At 55.5% G+C, this 19,434-nt stretch carries 21 protein-coding genes; 15 read left to right on the top strand and 6 right to left on the bottom strand.

The window, feature by feature from the left end; translation table 11 throughout:
• Positions 1 to 67: 67 nt before the first annotated feature.
• A complete protein-coding gene (locus ACMZ66_RS07670) occupies positions 68 to 952 on the bottom strand; it encodes a branched-chain amino acid aminotransferase (RefSeq protein WP_416936017.1) in 885 nt (294 codons plus the stop codon).
• A 248-nt stretch (positions 953 to 1,200) separates the two neighbouring features.
• Here ACMZ66_RS07670 and ACMZ66_RS07665 point away from each other — a divergent pair, with 248 nt between their 5' ends.
• Positions 1,201 to 2,013: an inositol monophosphatase family protein gene (locus tag ACMZ66_RS07665; RefSeq protein WP_416936016.1), complete on the top strand. Its 813-nt coding sequence runs from the start codon at positions 1,201 to 1,203 to the stop codon at positions 2,011 to 2,013.
• Between the two features lie 16 nt (positions 2,014 to 2,029).
• Here the strand turns inward: ACMZ66_RS07665 and ACMZ66_RS07660 are convergent, their stop codons facing one another.
• The 3 genes from ACMZ66_RS07660 to ACMZ66_RS07650 all read right to left on the bottom strand — a co-directional run bounded on the left by ACMZ66_RS07660 (position 2,030) and on the right by ACMZ66_RS07650 (position 6,700).
• Entirely contained in the window at positions 2,030 to 5,242 is a 3,213-nt protein-coding gene (locus ACMZ66_RS07660) for a CHASE domain-containing protein (RefSeq protein WP_416936014.1), read from the bottom strand.
• A 111-nt stretch (positions 5,243 to 5,353) separates the two neighbouring features.
• Positions 5,354 to 5,974, bottom strand: coding sequence for a LexA family transcriptional regulator (locus ACMZ66_RS07655; RefSeq protein WP_416936012.1), 621 nt, complete (start codon positions 5,972 to 5,974; stop codon positions 5,354 to 5,356).
• 84 nt (positions 5,975 to 6,058) lie between these two features.
• A complete protein-coding gene (locus ACMZ66_RS07650; RefSeq protein ID WP_416936010.1) occupies positions 6,059 to 6,700 on the bottom strand; it encodes a hypothetical protein in 642 nt (213 codons plus the stop codon).
• Positions 6,701 to 7,238: 538 nt separating this feature from the next.
• Here ACMZ66_RS07650 and ACMZ66_RS07645 point away from each other — a divergent pair.
• From ACMZ66_RS07645 to ACMZ66_RS07615, 7 genes are all read left to right on the top strand, one after another.
• Positions 7,239 to 7,679, top strand: coding sequence for a hypothetical protein (locus tag ACMZ66_RS07645; protein WP_416936009.1), 441 nt, complete (start codon positions 7,239 to 7,241; stop codon positions 7,677 to 7,679).
• Positions 7,667 to 8,161: a hypothetical protein gene (locus ACMZ66_RS07640; RefSeq protein ID WP_416936007.1), complete on the top strand. Its 495-nt coding sequence runs from the start codon at positions 7,667 to 7,669 to the stop codon at positions 8,159 to 8,161. The genes ACMZ66_RS07645 and ACMZ66_RS07640 overlap by 13 nt, the downstream gene beginning before the upstream one ends.
• Before the next feature lie 234 nt (positions 8,162 to 8,395).
• On the top strand, positions 8,396 to 8,632 hold the full coding sequence (locus tag ACMZ66_RS07635; RefSeq protein ID WP_416936005.1) for a hypothetical protein: 237 nt from the start codon (positions 8,396 to 8,398) through the stop codon (positions 8,630 to 8,632).
• A gap of 2 nt (positions 8,633 to 8,634) precedes the next feature.
• Positions 8,635 to 10,161: a portal protein gene (locus ACMZ66_RS07630; protein WP_416936003.1), complete on the top strand. Its 1,527-nt coding sequence runs from the start codon at positions 8,635 to 8,637 to the stop codon at positions 10,159 to 10,161.
• Entirely contained in the window at positions 10,158 to 10,421 is a 264-nt protein-coding gene (locus tag ACMZ66_RS07625) for a hypothetical protein (RefSeq protein WP_416936001.1), read from the top strand. Before ACMZ66_RS07630 ends, ACMZ66_RS07625 begins: the two co-directional genes overlap by 4 nt.
• Positions 10,414 to 11,058, top strand: coding sequence for a capsid assembly protein (locus ACMZ66_RS07620; RefSeq protein ID WP_416935999.1), 645 nt, complete (start codon positions 10,414 to 10,416; stop codon positions 11,056 to 11,058). Before ACMZ66_RS07625 ends, ACMZ66_RS07620 begins: the two co-directional genes overlap by 8 nt.
• Before the next feature lie 110 nt (positions 11,059 to 11,168).
• Positions 11,169 to 11,978: a hypothetical protein gene (locus tag ACMZ66_RS07615; protein ID WP_416935997.1), complete on the top strand. Its 810-nt coding sequence runs from the start codon at positions 11,169 to 11,171 to the stop codon at positions 11,976 to 11,978.
• A 93-nt stretch (positions 11,979 to 12,071) separates the two neighbouring features.
• Here ACMZ66_RS07615 and ACMZ66_RS07610 read toward each other — a convergent pair whose 3' ends face one another.
• Positions 12,072 to 12,218 carry a hypothetical protein gene (locus ACMZ66_RS07610; RefSeq protein ID WP_416935995.1) on the bottom strand — a complete coding sequence of 49 codons (147 nt, stop codon included), beginning with the start codon at positions 12,216 to 12,218 and terminating at the stop codon, positions 12,072 to 12,074.
• Between the two features lie 224 nt (positions 12,219 to 12,442).
• Between ACMZ66_RS07610 and ACMZ66_RS07605 the strand changes: the two genes are divergently transcribed.
• The 4 genes from ACMZ66_RS07605 to ACMZ66_RS07590 all read left to right on the top strand — a co-directional run bounded on the left by ACMZ66_RS07605 (position 12,443) and on the right by ACMZ66_RS07590 (position 15,107).
• Positions 12,443 to 13,258, top strand: coding sequence for a phage capsid protein (locus ACMZ66_RS07605; protein ID WP_416935993.1), 816 nt, complete (start codon positions 12,443 to 12,445; stop codon positions 13,256 to 13,258).
• A gap of 176 nt (positions 13,259 to 13,434) precedes the next feature.
• Positions 13,435 to 13,710, top strand: coding sequence for a hypothetical protein (locus ACMZ66_RS07600; RefSeq protein ID WP_416935991.1), 276 nt, complete (start codon positions 13,435 to 13,437; stop codon positions 13,708 to 13,710).
• Between the two features lie 93 nt (positions 13,711 to 13,803).
• The gene (locus tag ACMZ66_RS07595) at positions 13,804 to 14,439 is read left to right on the top strand and encodes a phage tail protein (RefSeq protein WP_416935989.1); all 636 of its coding nucleotides are present in this window, start codon (positions 13,804 to 13,806) and stop codon (positions 14,437 to 14,439) included.
• Between the two features lie 77 nt (positions 14,440 to 14,516).
• Positions 14,517 to 15,107, top strand: a complete 591-nt coding sequence (locus ACMZ66_RS07590) for a phage tail protein (protein ID WP_416935987.1) — start codon at positions 14,517 to 14,519, stop codon at positions 15,105 to 15,107.
• 45 nt (positions 15,108 to 15,152) lie between these two features.
• Here ACMZ66_RS07590 and ACMZ66_RS07585 read toward each other — a convergent pair whose 3' ends face one another.
• Complete coding sequence (locus ACMZ66_RS07585) at positions 15,153 to 16,343, bottom strand: tetratricopeptide repeat protein (RefSeq protein ID WP_416935985.1); 1,191 nt, start codon at positions 16,341 to 16,343, stop codon at positions 15,153 to 15,155.
• A gap of 138 nt (positions 16,344 to 16,481) precedes the next feature.
• Between ACMZ66_RS07585 and ACMZ66_RS07580 the strand changes: the two genes are divergently transcribed.
• Genes ACMZ66_RS07580 through ACMZ66_RS07570 form a run of 3 tightly spaced genes read left to right on the top strand, consistent with a single transcriptional unit; the run spans position 16,482 to position 19,425 of the window.
• Complete coding sequence (locus ACMZ66_RS07580; RefSeq protein WP_416935983.1) at positions 16,482 to 17,057, top strand: hypothetical protein; 576 nt, start codon at positions 16,482 to 16,484, stop codon at positions 17,055 to 17,057.
• Positions 17,058 to 17,062: 5 nt separating this feature from the next.
• Positions 17,063 to 18,982: a hypothetical protein gene (locus ACMZ66_RS07575; protein WP_416935981.1), complete on the top strand. Its 1,920-nt coding sequence runs from the start codon at positions 17,063 to 17,065 to the stop codon at positions 18,980 to 18,982.
• Positions 18,982 to 19,425, top strand: coding sequence for a hypothetical protein (locus tag ACMZ66_RS07570; RefSeq protein ID WP_416935979.1), 444 nt, complete (start codon positions 18,982 to 18,984; stop codon positions 19,423 to 19,425). The genes ACMZ66_RS07575 and ACMZ66_RS07570 overlap by 1 nt, the downstream gene beginning before the upstream one ends.
• The last annotated feature ends 9 nt before the right edge of the window (positions 19,426 to 19,434 follow it).

Genomic DNA, 19,434 nt, shown 5'->3' with positions numbered 1-19,434 from the left:
TGTTTCCAAGTGCACAACGAAAAACGGGCCGGAAATCCGGCCCGTTTGTAATTAAATCTGCTTGTGATCAGTCTTCGCTGGCAGCGGTAAAGGCCATGTAAAGGTCCTGCGCACGCCGCGTGATCGGGCCGGGCTGCAGGTTGCGGTCGTCCAGTTTGACGCAGGGGGCGACCTTGTAATAGTTGCCGGTGCCAAAGATTTCGTCGGCGACTTCAAGTTCTTCGTATTTGCAGGTTTTCTCAATCACCTCGACACCGTTTTCACGCAGCAATGTAATCACGCGCTGTCGGGTCAGGCCATTAAGGAACGTGCCATTGATCGCCGGGGTATAGACCGTGCCATCCTTGGCGAAGAACAGGTTGGCGTAGGAAAACTCGGCCACATTGCCAATCGGATCAAGCATAACACCGGTATCATAGCCAGAACCGGTTGCCTCGGTCACCGCACGGCCGACATTGGGATACAGGCAGGCTGCCTTTGCCTCGGTCGGCGCACTTTCCGGCGACGGGCGGCGGAAGCTTGATTTGCGCGCGCTAAAGCCGGTTTCAACGGCTGCGGGCATTTCCGTGATCGAGATGCACAGAACGAACTGAGCACTTTCAGGTGTCGGAGCAATGAAGCCTTCGCCACCATAGACAATCGGCTTGATATAAAGGGCCAGTTCCGGGTCGAACTTCTGAACGCCTTCCTTCACGAGTGCGACGATTTCCTCGGTTGTGATGGCCGGTTTCAGGCCCATCAATTCGGCCGAACGCAGCACACGCGCACAATGCGGATAAAGGTCGGGCATCTTGCCGTTCATGCGGCGCGCACCGTCAAACACGGTCGAGGCCATCCAGACGCCATGGGTTTGCGGACCCATGATGTTGGGGTTACCTTCGTGCCATTCGCCTTTGTACCAAGTCCAGTTGGTGACGGTGTCAGAAGAAGTATCGGTGGCGGCGTGACCCATTATTATGCTCCTGATTGTCTTTTGGGGTTGCCAGCAAAGCTGTGCCTGTGGGGCGGTCTTTGTGTGTGGCCACAGAATAGGGTTTTTGCCCAAGTCGGGTCAAAGAAAACATCGTTCCGATACGCGTCGTAAAATTGTCATGAAAAGTTTCAACCATGCAGGGCATGTGATTTTGTATAGCTGTCTGATTCTGATCCGGTTTTGCCACCAATAGCTAGCCGACCAACCGATCCAAAAGGGGATGCACCATGGCCAATGACGTTAAACTTAATATCGACGCGCGGTTCGATCATGCCCGCGACGTCATCAAGGCCGCAGGCAAACGCGCCATGGAATATTATGACGGGATTGCCGGTGATCTTCAGATCGAAGCCAAGGCCAATGCGCTTGATATGGTCTCCATCGCGGACAAAAACGTTGAAGCCATCATCCGGGATCGTATTGCCGATGCCTTCCCCGAAGACGGGTTTTTGGGCGAGGAAATGGGGATTGAGAAGGGCGATAATGACTGTCTTTGGGTGATTGACCCGATTGATGGCACGGCCTGCTTTGTTAATCAGATCCCGACATGGTGCATTTCGGTTGCCCTGATGGTTGGCACTGAAGTCGTCATTGGCATGATCTATCACCCGTGTGGTGATGAATTCTTTAGTGCCAAGAAGGGCGAGGGGGCGTTTGTAAATGGTGAGCCGTTCAAGGCCCATGATGCCAAAACGGTGGGTGATGGTTTGATGGGTTTTGGGGCGTCGCATCGTACGACAAGTGCGGAGATTTCAGGCTTTGTTACTGATCTGATCGATCGCAAAGGCATGTTTGTGCGCAATGGATCAGGTGCGCTTTCGATGGCCTATGCCGCTGCCGGGCGTTTGATTGGCTATTACGAGCCGCACATCAATCCGTGGGATTGCATGGCCGCCATCCTTTTGATGCGCGAAGCAGGCGGTTGGACCAATGATTATCTCGGCGCGCCGGATGTTTTGGAAAAAGGTGCGCCGATCCTTTTGGCTGGGCCGAATGTGGCTGATGAGCTGTGCGAGATGACGGGTATTGCGCGCGGCTAAGGCAGCGTGTCTGGCGCTATTCGCCCACCGTTTCAAATCCTTTGCGGCGTTCGGACAGCATCCGGCTTTCAAGGCGGGTGAGTTCCGAATTGATCGCGTTGATATCAAGCGGCTTGGTGCAAAACGCATCAAACCCGGCCTCTTGGAAGGTTGACAGGTTATCGTTTGAGATATCAGCGGTCAGGGCCAAGACAGGAATGGTTGATTTGATCGGGTCGCTGAATTTGCGGATTTGACGGGTGGCTTCAAGACCGTCAAGGACGGGCATATGCACATCCATCAGAACCGCGTCAAAGTCCTGTTCGGACAGGATATCAAGGGCGACCTGACCATCCGCGGCCGGGGTGATTGAATGGCCCTGCTGTTCCAGCAGTTTCTGGGCGAGGATGCGGTTGATTTCGATATCCTCAACCAAAAGCAGGTTCCAGCCAACCACACGTGGTTTTTCATCCTGCGGGGTGTTTTTGTCCGCCGGATTGGCCGCGTCAAATTCTTTTGCCTCGGCTTCGGAGCTGCGCGGCAAGGTGACATCAAACCAGAAGATACTGCCTTGGCCTTCGGTACTTTCGACCTTAATCAGGCCGCCCATGGTCTGCACCATGCGTTGGCAGATTGCCAAGCCCAGACCCGTGCCGCCATAGCGCCGCGTGGTCGACGTATCGACCTGGGCAAAGGCCTCGAAAATGGCTTCCTGTTTATCCTTGGGAATGCCGATGCCTTCGTCGCGCACCGAAATGCGGAAGGAAAGCTGATCATCGGTCACGACAAGGGGCATGGCCGCGACATGGATATTGCCATATTTGGTGAATTTGATCGCGTTTGACACAAGGTTGGTCAGAACCTGTTTCAAACGGACCGGATCACCGACAACCCAGCGTGGCATTTCCGGATCAATATCAAGATGAAGCGTGTTTTCCTGCGCACGGGCCGGGACCAGCATCATGGAGGTAACTTCTTCACAGATGCGGTGGATGTTAAGTGGCACTTCTTCAAGGATCAGCTTGCCGGCTTCGATCTTGGAAATATCAAGAATATCGCCAATCAGGGACAGGACATGCTGGCCCGCACCACGAATGGTGGTCAGATATCCATGAAGGGTGCTGACCGATAGTTCCTTATCAAGGCTGTCGGTGGCAAGCTGCGTATAGCCTAGGATAGATGTCATCGGGGATCGGAATTCGTGGCTCATATGGGCGATGAATTCTGATTTTGCCCGGTCGGCATTTTGCGCCTGGTTCATGGCCTGTTCGGCGGCTTCGCGCGCATCTTCAAGTTCACGCGTGCGCTGAGACACCAGATCAACAATCTGCTTTTCCGTGCGATTAAGCGACCGCAGATAAATCAGCAGAAGAATACTGACCGTGCTGCCAAACACAAAGATCGCCCAAGGCTGCCAATAGAGCAGCGAGCCCAAGCCAGTGCTTGATGGATGAAGGACAATCGTCCAGTCGCGATAACCAAAGGTGAAGTTCGAGACATTCGGGTTGAATGGCTGTTCAAGTTCGGTCCGGACGTGGTTGATCGCATATTCGGCCAAGCGGTTCGAATAGATCAGTTTCTGGTCACCCTTGGCGTTCAGGTCAGCCAGATGAACTTCGAAATCAAGGGGAATGCGCGCCACACGTGATGCGCGGCTGATCATATCGGTCAGGCGCAAAACGCCAACAGCCACGCCAAGTGGTGGTCCGGTTCGGTCCCGTCTGTTTTCAACGGCAAGAAAAGCCAATGAAGTGATCACAGCCGAGTTTGCCTGCAAAAGCTTGACCGGTTCCGTCAGCGTGATGTTGCCGGTCTGAAGCGACGTTTCAAGTGCTCTGCGGCGTGATTCTTCGCTTAGCAGATCAAAGCCAATGATCTTTTCATTCCCGGACCGCGGGAAGACGTAAAAGATCGGGAAATAGATGTCTTTTTCCGAAGATACCTGAAGCTTGCCATCGACCAGTTCACGGATCGCGAAATCTGACACGCCGCGCAGTTCGGCGTTCTCTTCCATCAGTCCGCGCGCACGGCGCTCAACATGGGGTGCCCATTCAAGGGCGGCGACGCCAGGTCGGCGGCTGACCCATGGGGCAATCATCGCATCATAGGTATTGGCCGATACATCACCATGCACATCAAACAGGGTTCGGACGGCCACCAATGAGTTTGTTGCGCTGCCAAGTTCTTCGCGAAGGGATGCTTCAAAGGCAAGGCGATATTGCTCGGTCGAGGCACGGTCAGCCGAAACAAGCTGGGTATATGTGTACCAGGATGCAAAACCCGAGAAACCAAAGCCGATGACACCAATGACAATCGAAAGCGTGCGGCGCAGGCGATGCACATCATCTGATAGTCGGCCATCTCTGGTGCGTGTGGTGATGGAGGCAATCCGTTCCATCCCTGCAGCCAGGAACAGGGTGCCGATCGAAATGGCAATCACATAGCCATAAAGATTGCGAAGCCCTTCATTCAGGCCAATTCCGATAAAGGTTTTATTGCCCGCTGCGGCAAAAATGATGATGTCGGCAACAATGATCGCATTGATCAGGACCGCGCCCAAAAGGCCAAACCGTACCGCGCCCCAAACAACGAACGGCAAAGAGACAAAGACAAACAGATATTCCGGTTTGGAGATCAGGGGCGTGGTCTGTACCGCGGATGCCAGAATGACCGTTGCGATGGCTATGAAAGCCAGCTCGCCATATTGCTGGAACGAGCGTTGCGACATCCGCCAATTCATCAGTCGCAGGGCAAGCGGACCCACCACAACAGCGCCAACCAGATCGCCAAGGAACCATCCCTGCCAGATTTGGGCGAACTTCGAAAAGTCACCAATGACCAGTGTGCTAAGTGATGTCGTTCCCAAAAGGGCGGAAATGGCCGGGCTTGCGACGCCGCCAAAGGCAAGAAAGATCATCATGCCGCGGAACTTGGTAAGCGGATATTTGCCAGCCAGTCGGTTGATCAGCAAACCGGGCAAAACCGCAGCCAGCGTATTACCCGCCGCAATCATCACAGCAGCCGGAACCGATGGCGAGGTCGCCAGATTAACCAGAAGGGCACCGATAAAGACAGCCGGGAAATACCGCCAGCCCCAGAAAACCATTGCGGCAATGGCAATGCCCGAAGGCGGCCAGACCAGTGTGACGCTTGTGCCAAAGAAAGGAAGCTGCAATCCCGCATAGCCGGTCGCGAAATAGCAAAGTGCAATCACCAGGGAGCGCGCAATATATCGGTGTTGCAGCGTCAAGCGATCCTTCCTTTCCCCATATGTCAGCGGTTTTTAGTTGTTCGCTTTAATGTAGGGGGAGTTGGGATAAATTTGAATACACCATTCGCGTAATTCAATTTTTACCCTGCACTATTGGCTGCACCATAAAACGCGCGCGACCCAATCGATCTGATCAGCGGGAATAAAACGGTCTTCAAAGGCCGGGTTAAAGGATTTGAGTTCCACACCCAAAGCGCCGCGCCGCACCAGTTCCTTGGCCAGAACTTCGCCTTCGATGGTTTTGACAACCACGCGGTCCTGCGGGCGGATGTTGGACGCCGGACTGACAATGATCAGATCGCCATTGCGAAACACCGGCGCCATGGAATCCCCTGATATCCGTAATCCATATGCGGTCGGGTCGTGCAGGGCTGGAAAGGTGATGTCTTCCCATGATCCGCCGACCGGATAACCGGCATCATCAAAAAATCCCTGATTGCCAGCCTGGGCAAAGCCGATCACGGGAATGCGCCCAGCACCATTGCCATCAACCAGTTCGGAAAATTCGCGGAAACTGACATCGGTGACCGAAAGAACCTTTGAGATGCTTTCAGTCGATGGCCAGCGCGCCTTGCCCTGATTGGTGGTGCGTTTGGACCGGTTGAATGTTGTCGGGTCCAGTTGCGCCAATCGTGCCAGACCGGACGGTGTCAAACCGTGGTCCTTGGCGATTTGGTCAAGGGCTGCCCAAATTTGCTGATGTCTGATCATGCCCCATCCTAACAGGGCGGCTATCCGCTGGGAAAGGAATTCATTCCTTTCACGCGTCGATGTCACAGAAATTTCGGATGGTGGTTATTGAACCGTCAGGCGGCACAGGATCGTGTTGCTTTGTTCAAGATCCGGTCCCCAGATCAGGCGTGCATCGCGATCCCAGCGTATCCGATCATAGCCATCCTTGGGTCGAACCGCGCGTTCGGAATATTCAACGGCCTTGGGCCAGCTTGATGCATCAAATCCGGCCTGATCCCATCCGGCGGGTTCGGGTTTGGCGTCAAAGGTGCAGGGGCCAATGCCTGGTACCGGATTGCGTTCACGCGCGCAGGATTTATCAAGCGGGGCGGTATGAATGACCATGCAGGACCAGCCAGAATTGCTGACAGCAATGCTGTTTCCCGCAGAATCCCTGACTTGTACGATTACACCACCATCGCCCATTTGCTGACGGCGGGTGCCGATATATTCAAGGCCAGCGTCATCCTGTTTGAAGTCCTTGGCGACCAGACCGATGGTAAAGGGGCGGTCTGCATCGAAGCTGAAACTCTCAGCGTTAAAGGATCGCTCGGTCGTGATGGGAACGCTGTCTTCGGCAACTTTGGTGCCGTTAATGCGCATCTCAAACCAGTTATCGGCCCAGACATCGGTGCGGAATGTTTCCGCCATCAATGGACTCGTCGCAAGGCAAAGGAATGCGGTCTTTGCGAGAAGGCGTTTCATCACTTGGTCCCCGGATTTCAGCATCATTTGGGCCAGCTTAGCATGGAAATGGCATCCACAAGAACGCACTGTTTGCCGAAAACCGGCATCGAGCGCGATATGGGAGGCAACAAGGTTTCCGATCAGGTGCCGGTGTTTGCTATGTCAATTCAATGGTTTGGCATTGGAATTGGCAGAAGATCCGTTAATGCGGTAGGCGTGATACTCCCTTTGAATAGGAAATTAATCCTTTACAATGAGAACAAAAGTGGATTATAGCTTGCATATCAACACCGGAACTGCATCCAGAAGTAAGTCCTGACGCACAAGTCGGGCAGGACGTGGCAGCGGGCGTGACATCGTTGCCGGAGTTGGGCGGTACTGCCGCCTTTGGGGAAATCATTCAAGACCAGTCTGTCAGACATCCGCGATCCTTGCGGGTGAGCGAACAGCTTTGCCGTCCTCCATGAAATTATATGGTGGCGATCGGTCTTTGGCGGCTTTTTCCCGGATTGCATGGTCGGCGTTGGGACGTGAATTGAACCAGCAGGAGGGCGACGTGACCGAACAACGACTTTTTCCAAAACCCCTGTCCGAACGCGAAATTACACCGTTTGCCAGTGCCCGTCAGGCGTGGTTCTGGTTTGTGCGCTGTCAAACCGCACGCTTTGAAGGCGCACGTGTTGTCGCCGATGCCGGCGAGGTGGTGCGACCGTGCGATCCCGATGATGTTTATAATGCGGTCATGCGCCTTAAACAGGCCGGAACGCTTCATGATCGACATTTGCAGGTGATCGAATATTTCGGCCTTGTTGAACGCGAACCCGATCCGCGTGACCCGCGTGAAAAGGGCAAGGATACACTGTGGCAACAGGCAATGACGGCGCTTGAAAATGTTCTGATCACGCGCGGGATAGTCAAGCGCGGGCGTGAAGACAGCTTTCATGATGACGAGGTGATGGTGCAACTTTCCGGGGATTTGTCGCCATGCGGGATATGATGTCAGATCCGCAAACCGATATTGACGCGCTTGCGGATCAATGGGGTGCGCAATCCTCATCAGGGCGTGAAATCTCGGTCCTGGTGGTGTTTGCCGATGCGCCCGAAAAGCCACTGTTGCGTTTGCTGAAACCGGGCTTTCGCCATTGCTTTGTGCTGGTGTCGGGCGTGCGGGCAGGGGAATGGATTTGCCTTGATCCGCAAAGCCATCGGTTGCGCCTTGAAAGCTGGTGTTATTCGCCGATCTTTGACCCGGAAGCTTATTACCGCGCCCTTGGTCATCATTGTGTTTGGGTGTCCTATCCGCGCGACGTCACCCGACAGGTCCGGTTTGGCCCGATAAGCTGTGTCGAAATCATCAAGCGATTGCTGGGCATTTCGGCATTTTCGGTCATTACCCCCTGGCAACTTTATCGTCATTTGACGGCAGCCGAGCACGCCATTGAAATCGGCGATGTTTATTTTTCTGAAAAATGTTCTTGATTTGTTCTTTTTAGTGTGACATAAGAGACAAATCAACGCCAGAGCTGCGCCCGCAGGGTTCTTACCCTTGCGGGCGTTTTTGTTTGGGGTGGAGCGCGCTGCTCTGGGTCCCCGCCTGCGCGGGGATGACGGTGTTCAATTCCTTGCATGGAACGAATGTCATTCCCGCGCAGGCGGGAACCTCGAACCACAAGCTCTAGCCGCCATATTGATCTTCACACTCCGGAGGCCCCAATGGGAAGTTTGTTTTCCACACCAAAGCCGGTTGTGCCAGCAACCCCGGCGGTGGTCAGCAATTCGATCAGTGATGCCGACGATACCAGCGCCGAAGAAGCCGCAAGCAAGGCGCGCAAAGAGGCGCTGGAGCGTCGCCGTTATGGCCGGTCCAGCCTGATCGCCACCAGTTATCGCGGGCTTTTATCTGATCGGATCAATCAGGCTGCTGGCGGCAAGAACCTGCTGGGGGATTAGGGATGAAAAAGGACGTTTCGAAATCAGCAACACCAATCGATGATGCCGATGGTATTGCCGTCGATCACTTGCGCCAGCGCTATCAAAAGGCGCTTGGCAATCGCCGCAATTGGTTGGCCCATTGGCAGGAATGTTATGAATTTGCGCTGCCACAACGCAATGGCGCGGCAAACCAATCAAACGGTGGCAAGCGCCTTGATCGGGTGTTTGATGCAACGGCACCCGATGCGGTTGAACAGCTTGCCGCAAGCCTGATGGCCGAAATCACCCCGCCTTCGGGTGGCTGGTTTGATCTTGAAGCGGGTGGCAATGTGGCGGGTGCCGACCGGCAGGTTTTGACAGAGCAACTTGGTCGCGCGGTGCGTATCCTTCAGGGGCATTTTGACCGATCGAACTTTGCGGTCGAGATGCATCAGGCGTTTCTCGATCTGGTCACGGCGGGAACGGCCTGTTTGCGACTGGAAAAGGCTGATCTGCAAAGCCCGTCGGCCTTTCGTTTTACCGCCGTACCACTTCGTGAATTGGCGTTCGAAGAACGATCTGATGGCAAGATGGACGGCGTGTTTCGCAAACTATCGCTGACCCGATCCGAGATCGAACGCAATTGGCCAGATGCCAAGAACTTGCCGGGTAAAGCCAATGATGAAGACGGGCAAAAACGCTTTGCCGTGATCGAGGCGGTCGTACCGGCCCCGAATGGCAAATCGGGCTATGACATCGCTGTGTTTTTCGAAGAGGGGAGTGCGTCTGATCAAGGCACGCTGATCTATCGCGACCGGTTTGAAGTCTCGCCCTATATCGCCTTTCGCTGGATGAAGGCCCCGGGTGAGGTTTATGGCCGATCGCCTGTAATGAAGGCGCTGCCTGATATCAAAACCGCGAATAAGGTGGTTGAGCTGGTGCTTAAAAATGCCTCCATCGCGGTGACCGGGATTTGGCAGGCCGATGATGACGGGGTGTTGAACCCGGCGACCATTCGCTTGGTTCCGGGCAGCATAATCCCCAAGGCGGTGGGGTCGGCAGGGTTAAAGCCGCTTGATGCGCCGGGGCGGTTTGATGTGTCTGATCTGGTCCTGTCGGATTTGCGCGATCGTATTCGCCGGTGCTTGCTGGCCGATCGATTGGGGCAGGTCGATCAACCGGGTATGACCGCGACCGAGGTGCTTGAACGGGCTTCGGAAAATGCGCGTCTTTTGGGCGCGACTTATGGCCGGTTGCAGGCCGAATTGCTGTATCCGTTAATGCGCCGTGCCCTTTATATCCTGACGCAAACTGGCGAGCTTCCCGACATCCCGATTGATGGAGATGTGGTGGTGTTGCGCCATTCCGCACCACTCGCCCAATTGCCCAAGCGCGTGCAGGCAGGCCAAGCCCTTGATTGGCTCTCAAAGATCGCCGGTCTTGGCCCTGAAGCCTTGGCCGAGGTTGATCTGCCGGTCATGGTGCGTTGGCTTGCTGATCAGTTTGGCGTGCCCGATCATTTGCTCCGCCCCGCTTTGCCGACCAGCGTTTTGGAGGCTTCGTCATGACTGAACATGGTTGGGAATGGTTTGAACCGGCGGATGAATTGCCATCACGTGACGGCATCGATCATTGGCAGGCCTGCTTTGCCAGTGCAGCGGGCGAAAGCGTGATGGCGGAGCTTAAGGCGCAGATCGTAAATTCCGCGCTTGGGCCGGAGGCATCAAATGCCGCGATCTGGATGCGCGAAGGGCAGCGTGCCTTGGTCCTGCATATGATCCGGCTGGCAAACCCGCGTGATGAGAATAAGGAGGTTGGCGATGACTGAAGACATGCTTGAAACCGAAAGCCTTCTAACGCCCGATGCCGTGCCGGTTGAGGATGCTTTGGATGGGGTGGAAGCAGAATTGCCAGCACCCGCGTCCGATGAGCCGGTTTTCGATCCGCTGATCGTGCCAGACCATGCAAAGGACTATGTGCTTCAGATTGACGAAGCGCTGGGCGAAATTGATCCGGGCCTCAATGACCGGCTGCATGAAGCAGGGTTTAACAATGCGCAGGCCCAGCTTGTTTATGATCTGGCGGCCGAAATCATCCCATCCATGGTCGATCAGGTCAGTCAGGCAGGCCAACGTGCTGCAGATCGCGCGACCCTGATGGCCGAGTTTGGCGGGGCTGATCAATGGCGGCAGCTAGCCACCAAGCTTGAAAATTGGGGACAGGCCAATCTACCCAAAGACGCGTTTGATGCCATGTGTCAGACGGCCGATGGGGTTCGATCCCTGCATCGTTTAATGACAGGCGGGCAAGAAGCGAAGCTTGCCGGGGGTGGCGCAACTGATGCCATTAGCGACATTCGTGCAGGCATCCGGTGCAAGATGAATGATCCGCGGTATTGGCGTGATCGCAACCCGGATATTATTGCCGAAGTACAGGCAGATTTTGCCCGATTATCAAACCCCTAACGGTGTTTTGTCCTGCACATTTTTTACGTGCATTGCGCAAGCCCGCATCAATCAATGGCTGGTATAAAGATTGCATTGGATTTGGTAATAACCAAAACTAGGAGGACACGATGATCGGCGCTACCAACTCCGATGCGATCAGTATCTTTTCAACTGGCCGCAACCAATCGACCACGACCGGTGGGACAGCTCAGGCTTTCGCCCAACAACTGACATCTTCCATCGAAAAATCATCCCTGCAAAGCAATCACACCACATCGGGTGCACCGGCGGGTGGCACTGCAGCCTTTCAGGCGGCTTTGCTTCAGGGCAAGGATAACTTGGGGGATGACGTGGTTGGCGCAGATGCCAATGACGGTGTGAATGGACGACCGGGCATTCCCTTTGCCAATGCGCCCGCTATGGAAGACTACTATTCCAACGATTACACCATGCCGGCCAATGGCAATTTGATCGATATGGCACCGCTTCGCATGCCAAATGCCGAGGATATTTCGGCACTGAGCAGCTTTGTTTCAAACAAGTTCAATCAGTTCCTGTCTGAAAACAGTATTCCAAAAGCCCCGGAAACCATCCGCTTTGATGATCACGGGCAGATGGTTTTGCCAGATGATTATCCCTATGGGGAGGAGCTGAAAGGCGCACTTGCCAATAATCCGGGGATGGAGCGGGCATTGCGTGATCTTAACGGCCTATCAAGCCAGTTTGCCGAAATCCAGAAACTGAAACCCTATCTTGATGAAGTTGCCGGGGCGACAACACAGGCCGAGGCCGACGCGATTGTTGCCAAATATATGCATCTGTTTGATCAGAACCGGCCAGCTTCGCAGATCGCCCTGCGGTTTTCCGATAATGGCGAGCTTGCGGTAACTGCCGATGGCACGCCCTTGGACCTTGGTGCTGAAAGTGTCGTGGCCTAAGCTTTTAGCGACCTAAACCAAAAGAAAAAACGCGATCGGCACGCATTGGTGTCGGTCGCGTTTTTGTTTCTGTGCCGCACGTTTACGAGCCGATCAGCCTTCACTCTCGCTGCCAAACAGCAGTGACGCGCGGTTTAACACCGCATCAATATAGTCCGGGACCGGCGTAAGCGGCAGGACGAAATAGGCGGCAACGCCAAGCCCGACGAGGGTGAAGAATAACAAAACCGACTTTCGCACAACGACACTCTTAACTTCGATTTTTGCGCGCAGGATTGACCGTACGGTGCAACAGGTCGGGACAAATCCTGCACGTGTCCCGGATCGGGACCGCACTCTTTAATCACGAAACCATGACCGGAAAATGACCAGTTTGCGGGCAATTGTGGCACCGGCTGCAATTGGGGACTGGCTGTGCGCGCGATCTGGTTTGAACGCCATTTGCAACAAGGGGATCAAGACCGATGACAACCACGATTGATCAAAGCTTTGTCGATCATTTTCAGGCCGATGTGCATCAGGCCTATCAACGCATGGGATCAAAGCTTCGCAATACGGTGCGGGTGAAAAACGCGATCAAGGGGGCCTCCACCGTTTTCCAGAAGGTCGGCAAGGGCACGGCCACCACCAAGGCCCGCCATGGCAAGGTGCCGGTGATGAATGTCGATCACGAAGCGGTGCGCTGTGATTTGCGCGATTACTATGCCGGGGACTGGGTTGATGCTTTGGATGAGCTTAAAATCAACCATGATGAAAAGATGGTTTTGGCCAATGCCGGGGCCTATGCGCTGGGGCGCAAAACCGACGAGCTGATCATTAATGCGCTGGTCGGAACCGATGACATCATCCCTGACAATACCGAGGGTATGACCCTTGAGAAGGTAATGATGGCGTTTGAAGGCATGGGCGAACGTGATGTGCCCGATGATGGTCAGCGCTATGCGATTGTTGGCTGGAAACAATGGTCGGAACTGCTTCAGATCGATGAATTTGCCCGGTCTGACTATATCGGTGATGACGATCTGCCCTGGAAGGGAACGCAGGCCAAGCGGTGGCTCGGCACCCTTTGGATGCCCCATTCCGGCCTTCCGGTGGCAAGCGGTATTCGATCCTGCTTCTGGTATCACCGCACCGCCATTGGCCACGCAATTGGATCAGATGTTCAGTCCGACATCACCTGGCACGGCGATCACGCAGCGCATTTTGTCAATAACTCCATGAGCCAGGGCGCGACGCTGATTGATGGCGATGGGGTGGTTTGTCTGAAGGCGCAGGAGTAGCGCCAAAGCCCTTCTCAACATGCGGTTCGAGGTTCCCGTACCCGTCTTCACGGGCACAAGCTCTGCGCGGGAATGACGTTCGTTCCATGCACCTTATTTAGCGCCGTCATCCCCGCGAAAGCGGGGATCTCGCGCCTGACGCTCAACTCAACTTTTCCCAACATCAGGAGCCCAAAATGGCAGAAGGTTTCAAAGCCAGAAACCTCAGTGTTCTGGCCTATGCCAACGGCTTTACGCTTTGGCATTACATCACACCCGACGTCGCAGCCGACGTCGATACCAGCGACTATTTCCTTGAAGCCCGCGACATGCTGCGCGTTGGCGACTTCATCATCGCCAATACCAACCGTGATGCCACCATGTCCGGCGGGCTGTTCGTCGTCGCCAGTGCCGGGGCAGGCGGCGTTGATGTGCGTGACATGACAGCGATTGGTACGAGCAACACTGACTGATCGACGTTTTCCTTTTCCCTCATCCTCCCTCGACCTCGACCCCGGCAGGAAACTGTCGGGGTTTTCTTTTCCAACCAAGCAAGGAGATTGCCCATGCAGGGTAATAACGCTGTTGAATGCGAAATCCTCAATGTCATTCAGGGGGCTGGCATCTGGCCGGACTGCGATGACAAAACCCAGCTGTTTCAGGCCATCGAAATCCTGATCGCCGGTGGTGGTTCGGGCGGTGGCGTCATCGCAGGCAGCGAAATTGGCGCAGTATCGGCATTCGCCATGCCAACCCCGCCGGAAGGCTGGCTGGTCTGTGATGGTGCCGCCATCTCACGCACCGATTATGCCGATTTGTTTGCTGCCATCGGGACCGTTTGGGGGGCGGGTGACGAAATCTCCACCTTCAACCTCCCGGACCTACGTGGCGAGTTCGTGCGTGGCTTTGATGCCGGGCGTGGAGTTGATGTGGATCGTGTATTTGGTTCTTGCCAACTCGATCAAATGCAGGGACATATTCACAGCTTCAACGTAGCCGCGAATTTCCCAAATACTGGCTTTAGCGTGCAAGGTCTCAGAGATGGAGATGCTGTCCAGGAGACGACCGTGGACAATGTCGGTGTCGCTAAAACTGATGGTGTAAACGGTATTCCGCGTGTTGGCCAAGAAACCCGCCCACGCAACATCGCAATGACCTATGCGATCAAGGCGTTCTATCCGACGGCCAACGTCGGTCAGTAAGGCCTTCTTAAACTGACTACCACCCCGGCAGGTTTGACTTGCCGGGGTTCTTTTTGCCCCACAATTGGAGAGTTTATATGCAGTGTCAAAACCCGGTTGAAAGCGAAGTTCTCAACGTTGTGCTTGCCGCTGACATCGTGCCGGACCGCATGGACGATACGCAGTTGCTTCAGGCGCTTGAGGCGTTGTTTGGCGGCGGTGGGACTTCTGGTGCCGCGGTGCCGGTCGCGACAATTCTGCCGTTCGCAGGTTCTGTCGCGCCGGAAGGTTTCATGCTGTGTGACGGTGCGGAGCTTCTCGCCAGTGAATATGCCGATCTGTTTTCGGCAATCGGTTCGACCTATGGCGTCGGGCAGGCGGCGGGTAGCTTCAAACTTCCTGATTTGCGCGGTCGTAGCCCGATCGGTGTTGGTCAGGGTGAAGGTTTGACCGAACGTGTTGTTGGTGCGACTGGTGGTGCTGAGCAGCATCAGCTGACTGTTGATGAGATGCCAAGCCACAACCACAATAATGCGCTGGTTGGTGGTGACTTGCAGCTCTACGGGATGGTCAATGAACCCCAGTACCATAATGGAGGGCAATTCCTTCAGATGGCATCCGACGGCGGCGACCAGCCGCATAACAACATGCAGCCATTCCTGGTGGTGAATTACATCATCAAGGTTTGATTTGCTTTGCGGGGGCCGGGTGACTGGCCCCCGTTTTTGTAACTTTTAGTTCCCGTTCCGCGCGCGGTAGCGTTCGAATTCGGCGGCGGCGCGCGTGCGTTGATCAGGGGTGACATAGGGTTCGATGGTGTCGCGCCAGATATGTGCGTCCGGGTGGTCGCCGTCTTCGGCGATCAGAAGGTAAAGCCAGGCGCGTTCCATGTCCTCTGTGACATATTCGCCGTAGGAATACATTCGCGCCATGGCGGCATAGCCATTGGCATCATCCAGTTCGACGGCCTTTTGATACCAGTTGATCGCTTCTAGCGGTTCTTCGGCGCCGCCGATGCCGTATTCAAGGAAATAGCCGTAATAATAGGGTGCGTCGGGATCACCATTTTCGGCCGCCTTTCCCATCCAGTGGCGCGCAAGCGCAAGATCGGTGGGGATGTCTGGCTGGTCTTCGGCCTGATAGATCCAGGACAGATTGAATTGGGCTGTGGTGTTGCCAAGCTCGGCCGCCTTGGTCAGCCATTCAAGTGCGCGGGTGCCATTTGCCTCGACCCCGGTGCCATTAAGATAACAATCGGCCAGACTTGCCATGGCATAACTGTCGCCAAGTTCTGCGGCACGGCGGAAATGATAGGCGCCCTCGGACGCGTCAGCCGTAACGCCAAGCCCGTCGCGATGGATGATGCCGATCAGATGAATGGCGCCCGCATGATCAAATGCTGCGGCTTCTTTGGCGAGGTTAAGGGCATCGGTGTAGTTTTCCGCCTCAAACGCGTCAAAGGCAGCCCCGTAGATTTTCTCGGCAAGTTCTGGGATGACGGAACTTGTGGTGTCTGATGCCGCCGTATCGATTGGTTGGGCGATGGGTGCCGGGGCGTCATCTACCGCCTCTGGATTTGGATTATCGGCCGTGTAACCGGCCCCGGTATAGTGGCATTCGCCGGTTTCGCTGATATCGAAATTGACCGGGATGTCTTGCAGATCATCAATTGCAGGCTCGTAGCCCTGAAGGGCAGCACATTCGAGCCAGCGGACGACTTCAAACATCTCGTCCTCAGTGACCTCGCCGTCTTGGGCATAGTCATGCGACAGCTTGATCGCATAGGTGCGTTGATAGAACGCATCGCCCTTGAACGCCTCTTCGCGGAGCCAATCATTTGTTTCATCGGCCAAACTGGATGTGCCGGGCAGCGCGGTGCCAAGCATGGTGGCGCAAAACAGGGCCGATAGCAGGGATCGGGACATTGGGGCTCCGGGTGAAGATCGCCTTGGACGGGCGTTGCGTTTGGTGGCGTCTGCGACGCGTGGCCGGATTTTGACAATATTTTTGCCCTGACAGCAACAGCAAACCGCGAGCCTTAATCAAGGAGAAGGAGAAACGACATGGCGCTTAGTGATGTGGCCCTTTGCGCGCGTGCTTTGATCATGATCGGGGCAGCACCGATTTCATCCTTTGAGGAGGACAGCAGCGAGGCAGAAATCGCCCGTATGCTTTATCCGACGCTGCGTGATGGTATGCTGGCAAGCTATCCGTGGCGCTTTGCTGCCAAGGGTATGTGGCTGTCAAAACTTGCCAATGAGGGTGCCGATCCGGCCGCTGACGGCATGGTGCAATTTGCCTTGCCGCGCGATTTTGTCCGCTTGCTCAGCCTTGAGGGGGATGGTGGGAAAATCACCCGGTTTGAGCTGCGCGGCCGGGTGGTTTTGTGTGCATCTGACAGTGCGTATTTGGGCTATGTCGCGCGGTTGGAAGAGGGCAGCTTTCCACCCTGGTTTGATCTGGCCCTGATCACGCGATTGGCGGCCGAGTTCTGCCTGCCGCTAACTGAAAGCAGCACGCGCGCGGAATATCTGTTCAAGCGGTCCGAAGATCAGTTCAAACAGGCCCGCCTTGCTGATGCGCAGCAATCAACCCCGCATGCGATTGAGGGTTTTTCGCTGATTTCGGCGCGGGGGTAGGTGATATGGCACGCCGTGTACTTGAGAAGAATACCTTCTCAACGGGGGAAATTGCGCCCGAATTGTGGGGGCGATCGGACCTGAATGCTTATGCCAATGGGGCAGCGCGGTTACGCAATGTGTTTATCGAACCATCGGGTGGCGTGCGCCGTCGTCCGGGTATTCGATTGATTGATGCACTGCCCGGTCCGGTGCGGTTGGTTCAGTTTGAATTCAATACCGAGCAGACCTATCTGCTGGCCTTTGGCGACAAGCGGGTTCAGGTGTTTGAGGACGGGATCGAGACCCTGTGGTTTGAAACGACATTCGGGCCCGAACACCATGATCTTTTGAATTGGACGCAAAGTGCCGACACGCTTTTGGTCGTGCATCCCGATGCGCCGCCCGTGCGCCTGACTCGCACCAAGGATGGTGATTGGCAAATGACGCTGTGGGCCTGGCGCGAGACCAATTTCAAAACCAGCCAGCCCTATTACAAATTTGCCGATCCCGCAGCGACCCTGACGCCATCTGGCACTAGTGGCACGGTGACGATAAGCGCCAATAGTGATGTGTTTGTCGATGGTCACGTTGGCACCCTGTGGCGGATTGCCGGGATCGAGGGTGAAATTACGTCGGTTGGCGGGCCAAGGACGGCGACGATTGCGCTAAAACAGGCCCTGCCAAACACGGATGAGACAGTCGATTTTGTCGAGCAGGCCTTTTCGGATGTGCGCGGCTGGCCGCGCAGTGTGACATTCCATCAGGATCGCATGATCATTGGCGGATCGCGCGATCTGCCCAATCGGCTGTGGATGTCGCAATCGGGTGATTTGTTTAATTTCGAACTGGGCGAAGGGCTGGATGACGAGGCGATTGAATTCGCCCTTCTGGCCGATCAGGTCAATGCGATCACCGGCATCTTTGCCGGACGGCATTTACAAGTTTTCACCAGCGGGTCGGAATGGATGGTGACGGGTGATCCGTTAACACCTGCCAATGTGCAAATCACCCGCCAAACCCGGATTGGCAGCCAGGCCAACCGCACGGTGCCATTGGTCAATGTCGATGGGGCGACGCTGTTTGCCGGGCGCAGTGGGCGCGAAATTCGCGAATTCCTGTTTACCGATGTCGAGCAGGCCTATGGATCATCCGATCTGGCATTGCTGTCACGCCATTTGATCAAGGGGCCGATTGATCAGGCCTTTGATGCGAATCGGCGGTTGCTGCATGTGGTGATGGGCGATGGATCGCTTGCCACCCTGACGCTTTATCGGTCCGAAGCCATCACCGCCTGGTCGGCGCAATCGGTCAAGGATTGCAGGTTTGAGGTCGTGACCGTTTCGGGCGGGGATGTCTATGTCACGCTTAAGCGCGGGGAACGTTATTTCCTCGGCGTGTTTGATGAAAGCTGCGGTTTCGATCTGCAGCGCAGCCAAAATGCGAAAGACGGTAAAGCACGTCGTCATTGGGGTAATCTTGAACCGCTTGATGGCGTGCCGGTCAGTGTCTGGAGCAATGGCAGGCTTGCCCATGAGATCGAAATTGCCGGTGGCACGATGAGTTTGCCCGCAAGCTTTGGCGCGGTTGAAACGCTTGATGTCGGATTGCCCTTTACCCACGAGATTTTTGCCCTGCCACCGGCGGCATCAGATGGCAGTCGTCCGCATGGTGGGAATGCCATGCGGCTGATTGCGCTGACACTTCGGCTGCAAGAAAGCGGGCAGCTTCGGGTGGATACGGGCCGCGGGCTTCGCGATGTGGCGCTGCCGATTTTGGGCAGTGCCGAGGACGGGCTTTATAGCGGGGATATCACCCTGCGGTCGCTTGGATGGCGGCGGGGCAGTGGCGGCAAGTTAAATGCCGGATTGTGGCGGGTGGCCGGGGATTTGCCCCGGCCTTTTTTATTGCTGGGATCGGCAAGTGAAATGGGGGTGAATGACTGATGGGTGGATTTACATCAATCGTGCCGATTGCAGCATCAGTGCTGCAAGCTGGCCAGCGGATCGAGGCCAACCGGGCCAGTACGCAAAACCAGATCGCGCGTAATGAGGCCGCCCGACAGGCCGAACTGGCCGACATCGCTGCCCAACAAAAGCAGGAAGATGCGGAACGTGCTGACACCCTTCGTCGGCAACAGGCCGGGATCCGCGCGCGCCAAGGGGCATCTGGCCTGATTGCGGGTGGCAGCGGGTCGGCCAGTGCGGTTTTGGCCGGTTATGAAAAGGCCGCAATGCAGGATCAGGAAACCGATCAGGCAGCCGCCATGCGCAAACGCAATCAGATCAATCAACAGGCAAGCTGGCGGGAAAAGTCGCTTTTGCGATCGGCACAGGATGACACGGTTGCACGGCTTTCAGCCTGGTTTTCGCGTCGTGACGGTTTTTAATCGGGGGAG

Source organism: Thalassospira sp., assembly GCF_048059015.1.
Classification (GTDB): Bacteria; Pseudomonadota; Alphaproteobacteria; order Rhodospirillales; family Thalassospiraceae; genus Thalassospira.
This window is presented reverse-complemented; position numbering and strand designations above follow the sequence as displayed.

What these genes read in the sequence shown, in the direction of transcription:
- ACMZ66_RS07670 (WP_416936017.1), bottom strand. Translation starts at nt 952, where the DNA reads ATGGGTCACGCCGCCACCGATACTTCTTCTGACACCGTCACCAACTGG.
- ACMZ66_RS07665 (WP_416936016.1), top strand. Translation starts at nt 1,201, where the DNA reads ATGGCCAATGACGTTAAACTTAATATCGACGCGCGGTTCGATCATGCC.
- ACMZ66_RS07655 (WP_416936012.1), bottom strand. Translation starts at nt 5,974, where the DNA reads ATGATCAGACATCAGCAAATTTGGGCAGCCCTTGACCAAATCGCCAAG.
- ACMZ66_RS07650 (WP_416936010.1), bottom strand. Translation starts at nt 6,700, where the DNA reads ATGAAACGCCTTCTCGCAAAGACCGCATTCCTTTGCCTTGCGACGAGT.
- ACMZ66_RS07640 (WP_416936007.1), top strand. Translation starts at nt 7,667, where the DNA reads ATGCGGGATATGATGTCAGATCCGCAAACCGATATTGACGCGCTTGCG.
- ACMZ66_RS07635 (WP_416936005.1), top strand. Translation starts at nt 8,396, where the DNA reads ATGGGAAGTTTGTTTTCCACACCAAAGCCGGTTGTGCCAGCAACCCCG.
- ACMZ66_RS07630 (WP_416936003.1), top strand. Translation starts at nt 8,635, where the DNA reads ATGAAAAAGGACGTTTCGAAATCAGCAACACCAATCGATGATGCCGAT.
- ACMZ66_RS07625 (WP_416936001.1), top strand. Translation starts at nt 10,158, where the DNA reads ATGACTGAACATGGTTGGGAATGGTTTGAACCGGCGGATGAATTGCCA.
- ACMZ66_RS07620 (WP_416935999.1), top strand. Translation starts at nt 10,414, where the DNA reads ATGACTGAAGACATGCTTGAAACCGAAAGCCTTCTAACGCCCGATGCC.
- ACMZ66_RS07615 (WP_416935997.1), top strand. Translation starts at nt 11,169, where the DNA reads ATGATCGGCGCTACCAACTCCGATGCGATCAGTATCTTTTCAACTGGC.
- ACMZ66_RS07605 (WP_416935993.1), top strand. Translation starts at nt 12,443, where the DNA reads ATGACAACCACGATTGATCAAAGCTTTGTCGATCATTTTCAGGCCGAT.
- ACMZ66_RS07600 (WP_416935991.1), top strand. Translation starts at nt 13,435, where the DNA reads ATGGCAGAAGGTTTCAAAGCCAGAAACCTCAGTGTTCTGGCCTATGCC.
- ACMZ66_RS07595 (WP_416935989.1), top strand. Translation starts at nt 13,804, where the DNA reads ATGCAGGGTAATAACGCTGTTGAATGCGAAATCCTCAATGTCATTCAG.
- ACMZ66_RS07590 (WP_416935987.1), top strand. Translation starts at nt 14,517, where the DNA reads ATGCAGTGTCAAAACCCGGTTGAAAGCGAAGTTCTCAACGTTGTGCTT.
- ACMZ66_RS07585 (WP_416935985.1), bottom strand. Translation starts at nt 16,343, where the DNA reads ATGTCCCGATCCCTGCTATCGGCCCTGTTTTGCGCCACCATGCTTGGC.
- ACMZ66_RS07580 (WP_416935983.1), top strand. Translation starts at nt 16,482, where the DNA reads ATGGCGCTTAGTGATGTGGCCCTTTGCGCGCGTGCTTTGATCATGATC.
- ACMZ66_RS07575 (WP_416935981.1), top strand. Translation starts at nt 17,063, where the DNA reads ATGGCACGCCGTGTACTTGAGAAGAATACCTTCTCAACGGGGGAAATT.
- ACMZ66_RS07570 (WP_416935979.1), top strand. Translation starts at nt 18,982, where the DNA reads ATGGGTGGATTTACATCAATCGTGCCGATTGCAGCATCAGTGCTGCAA.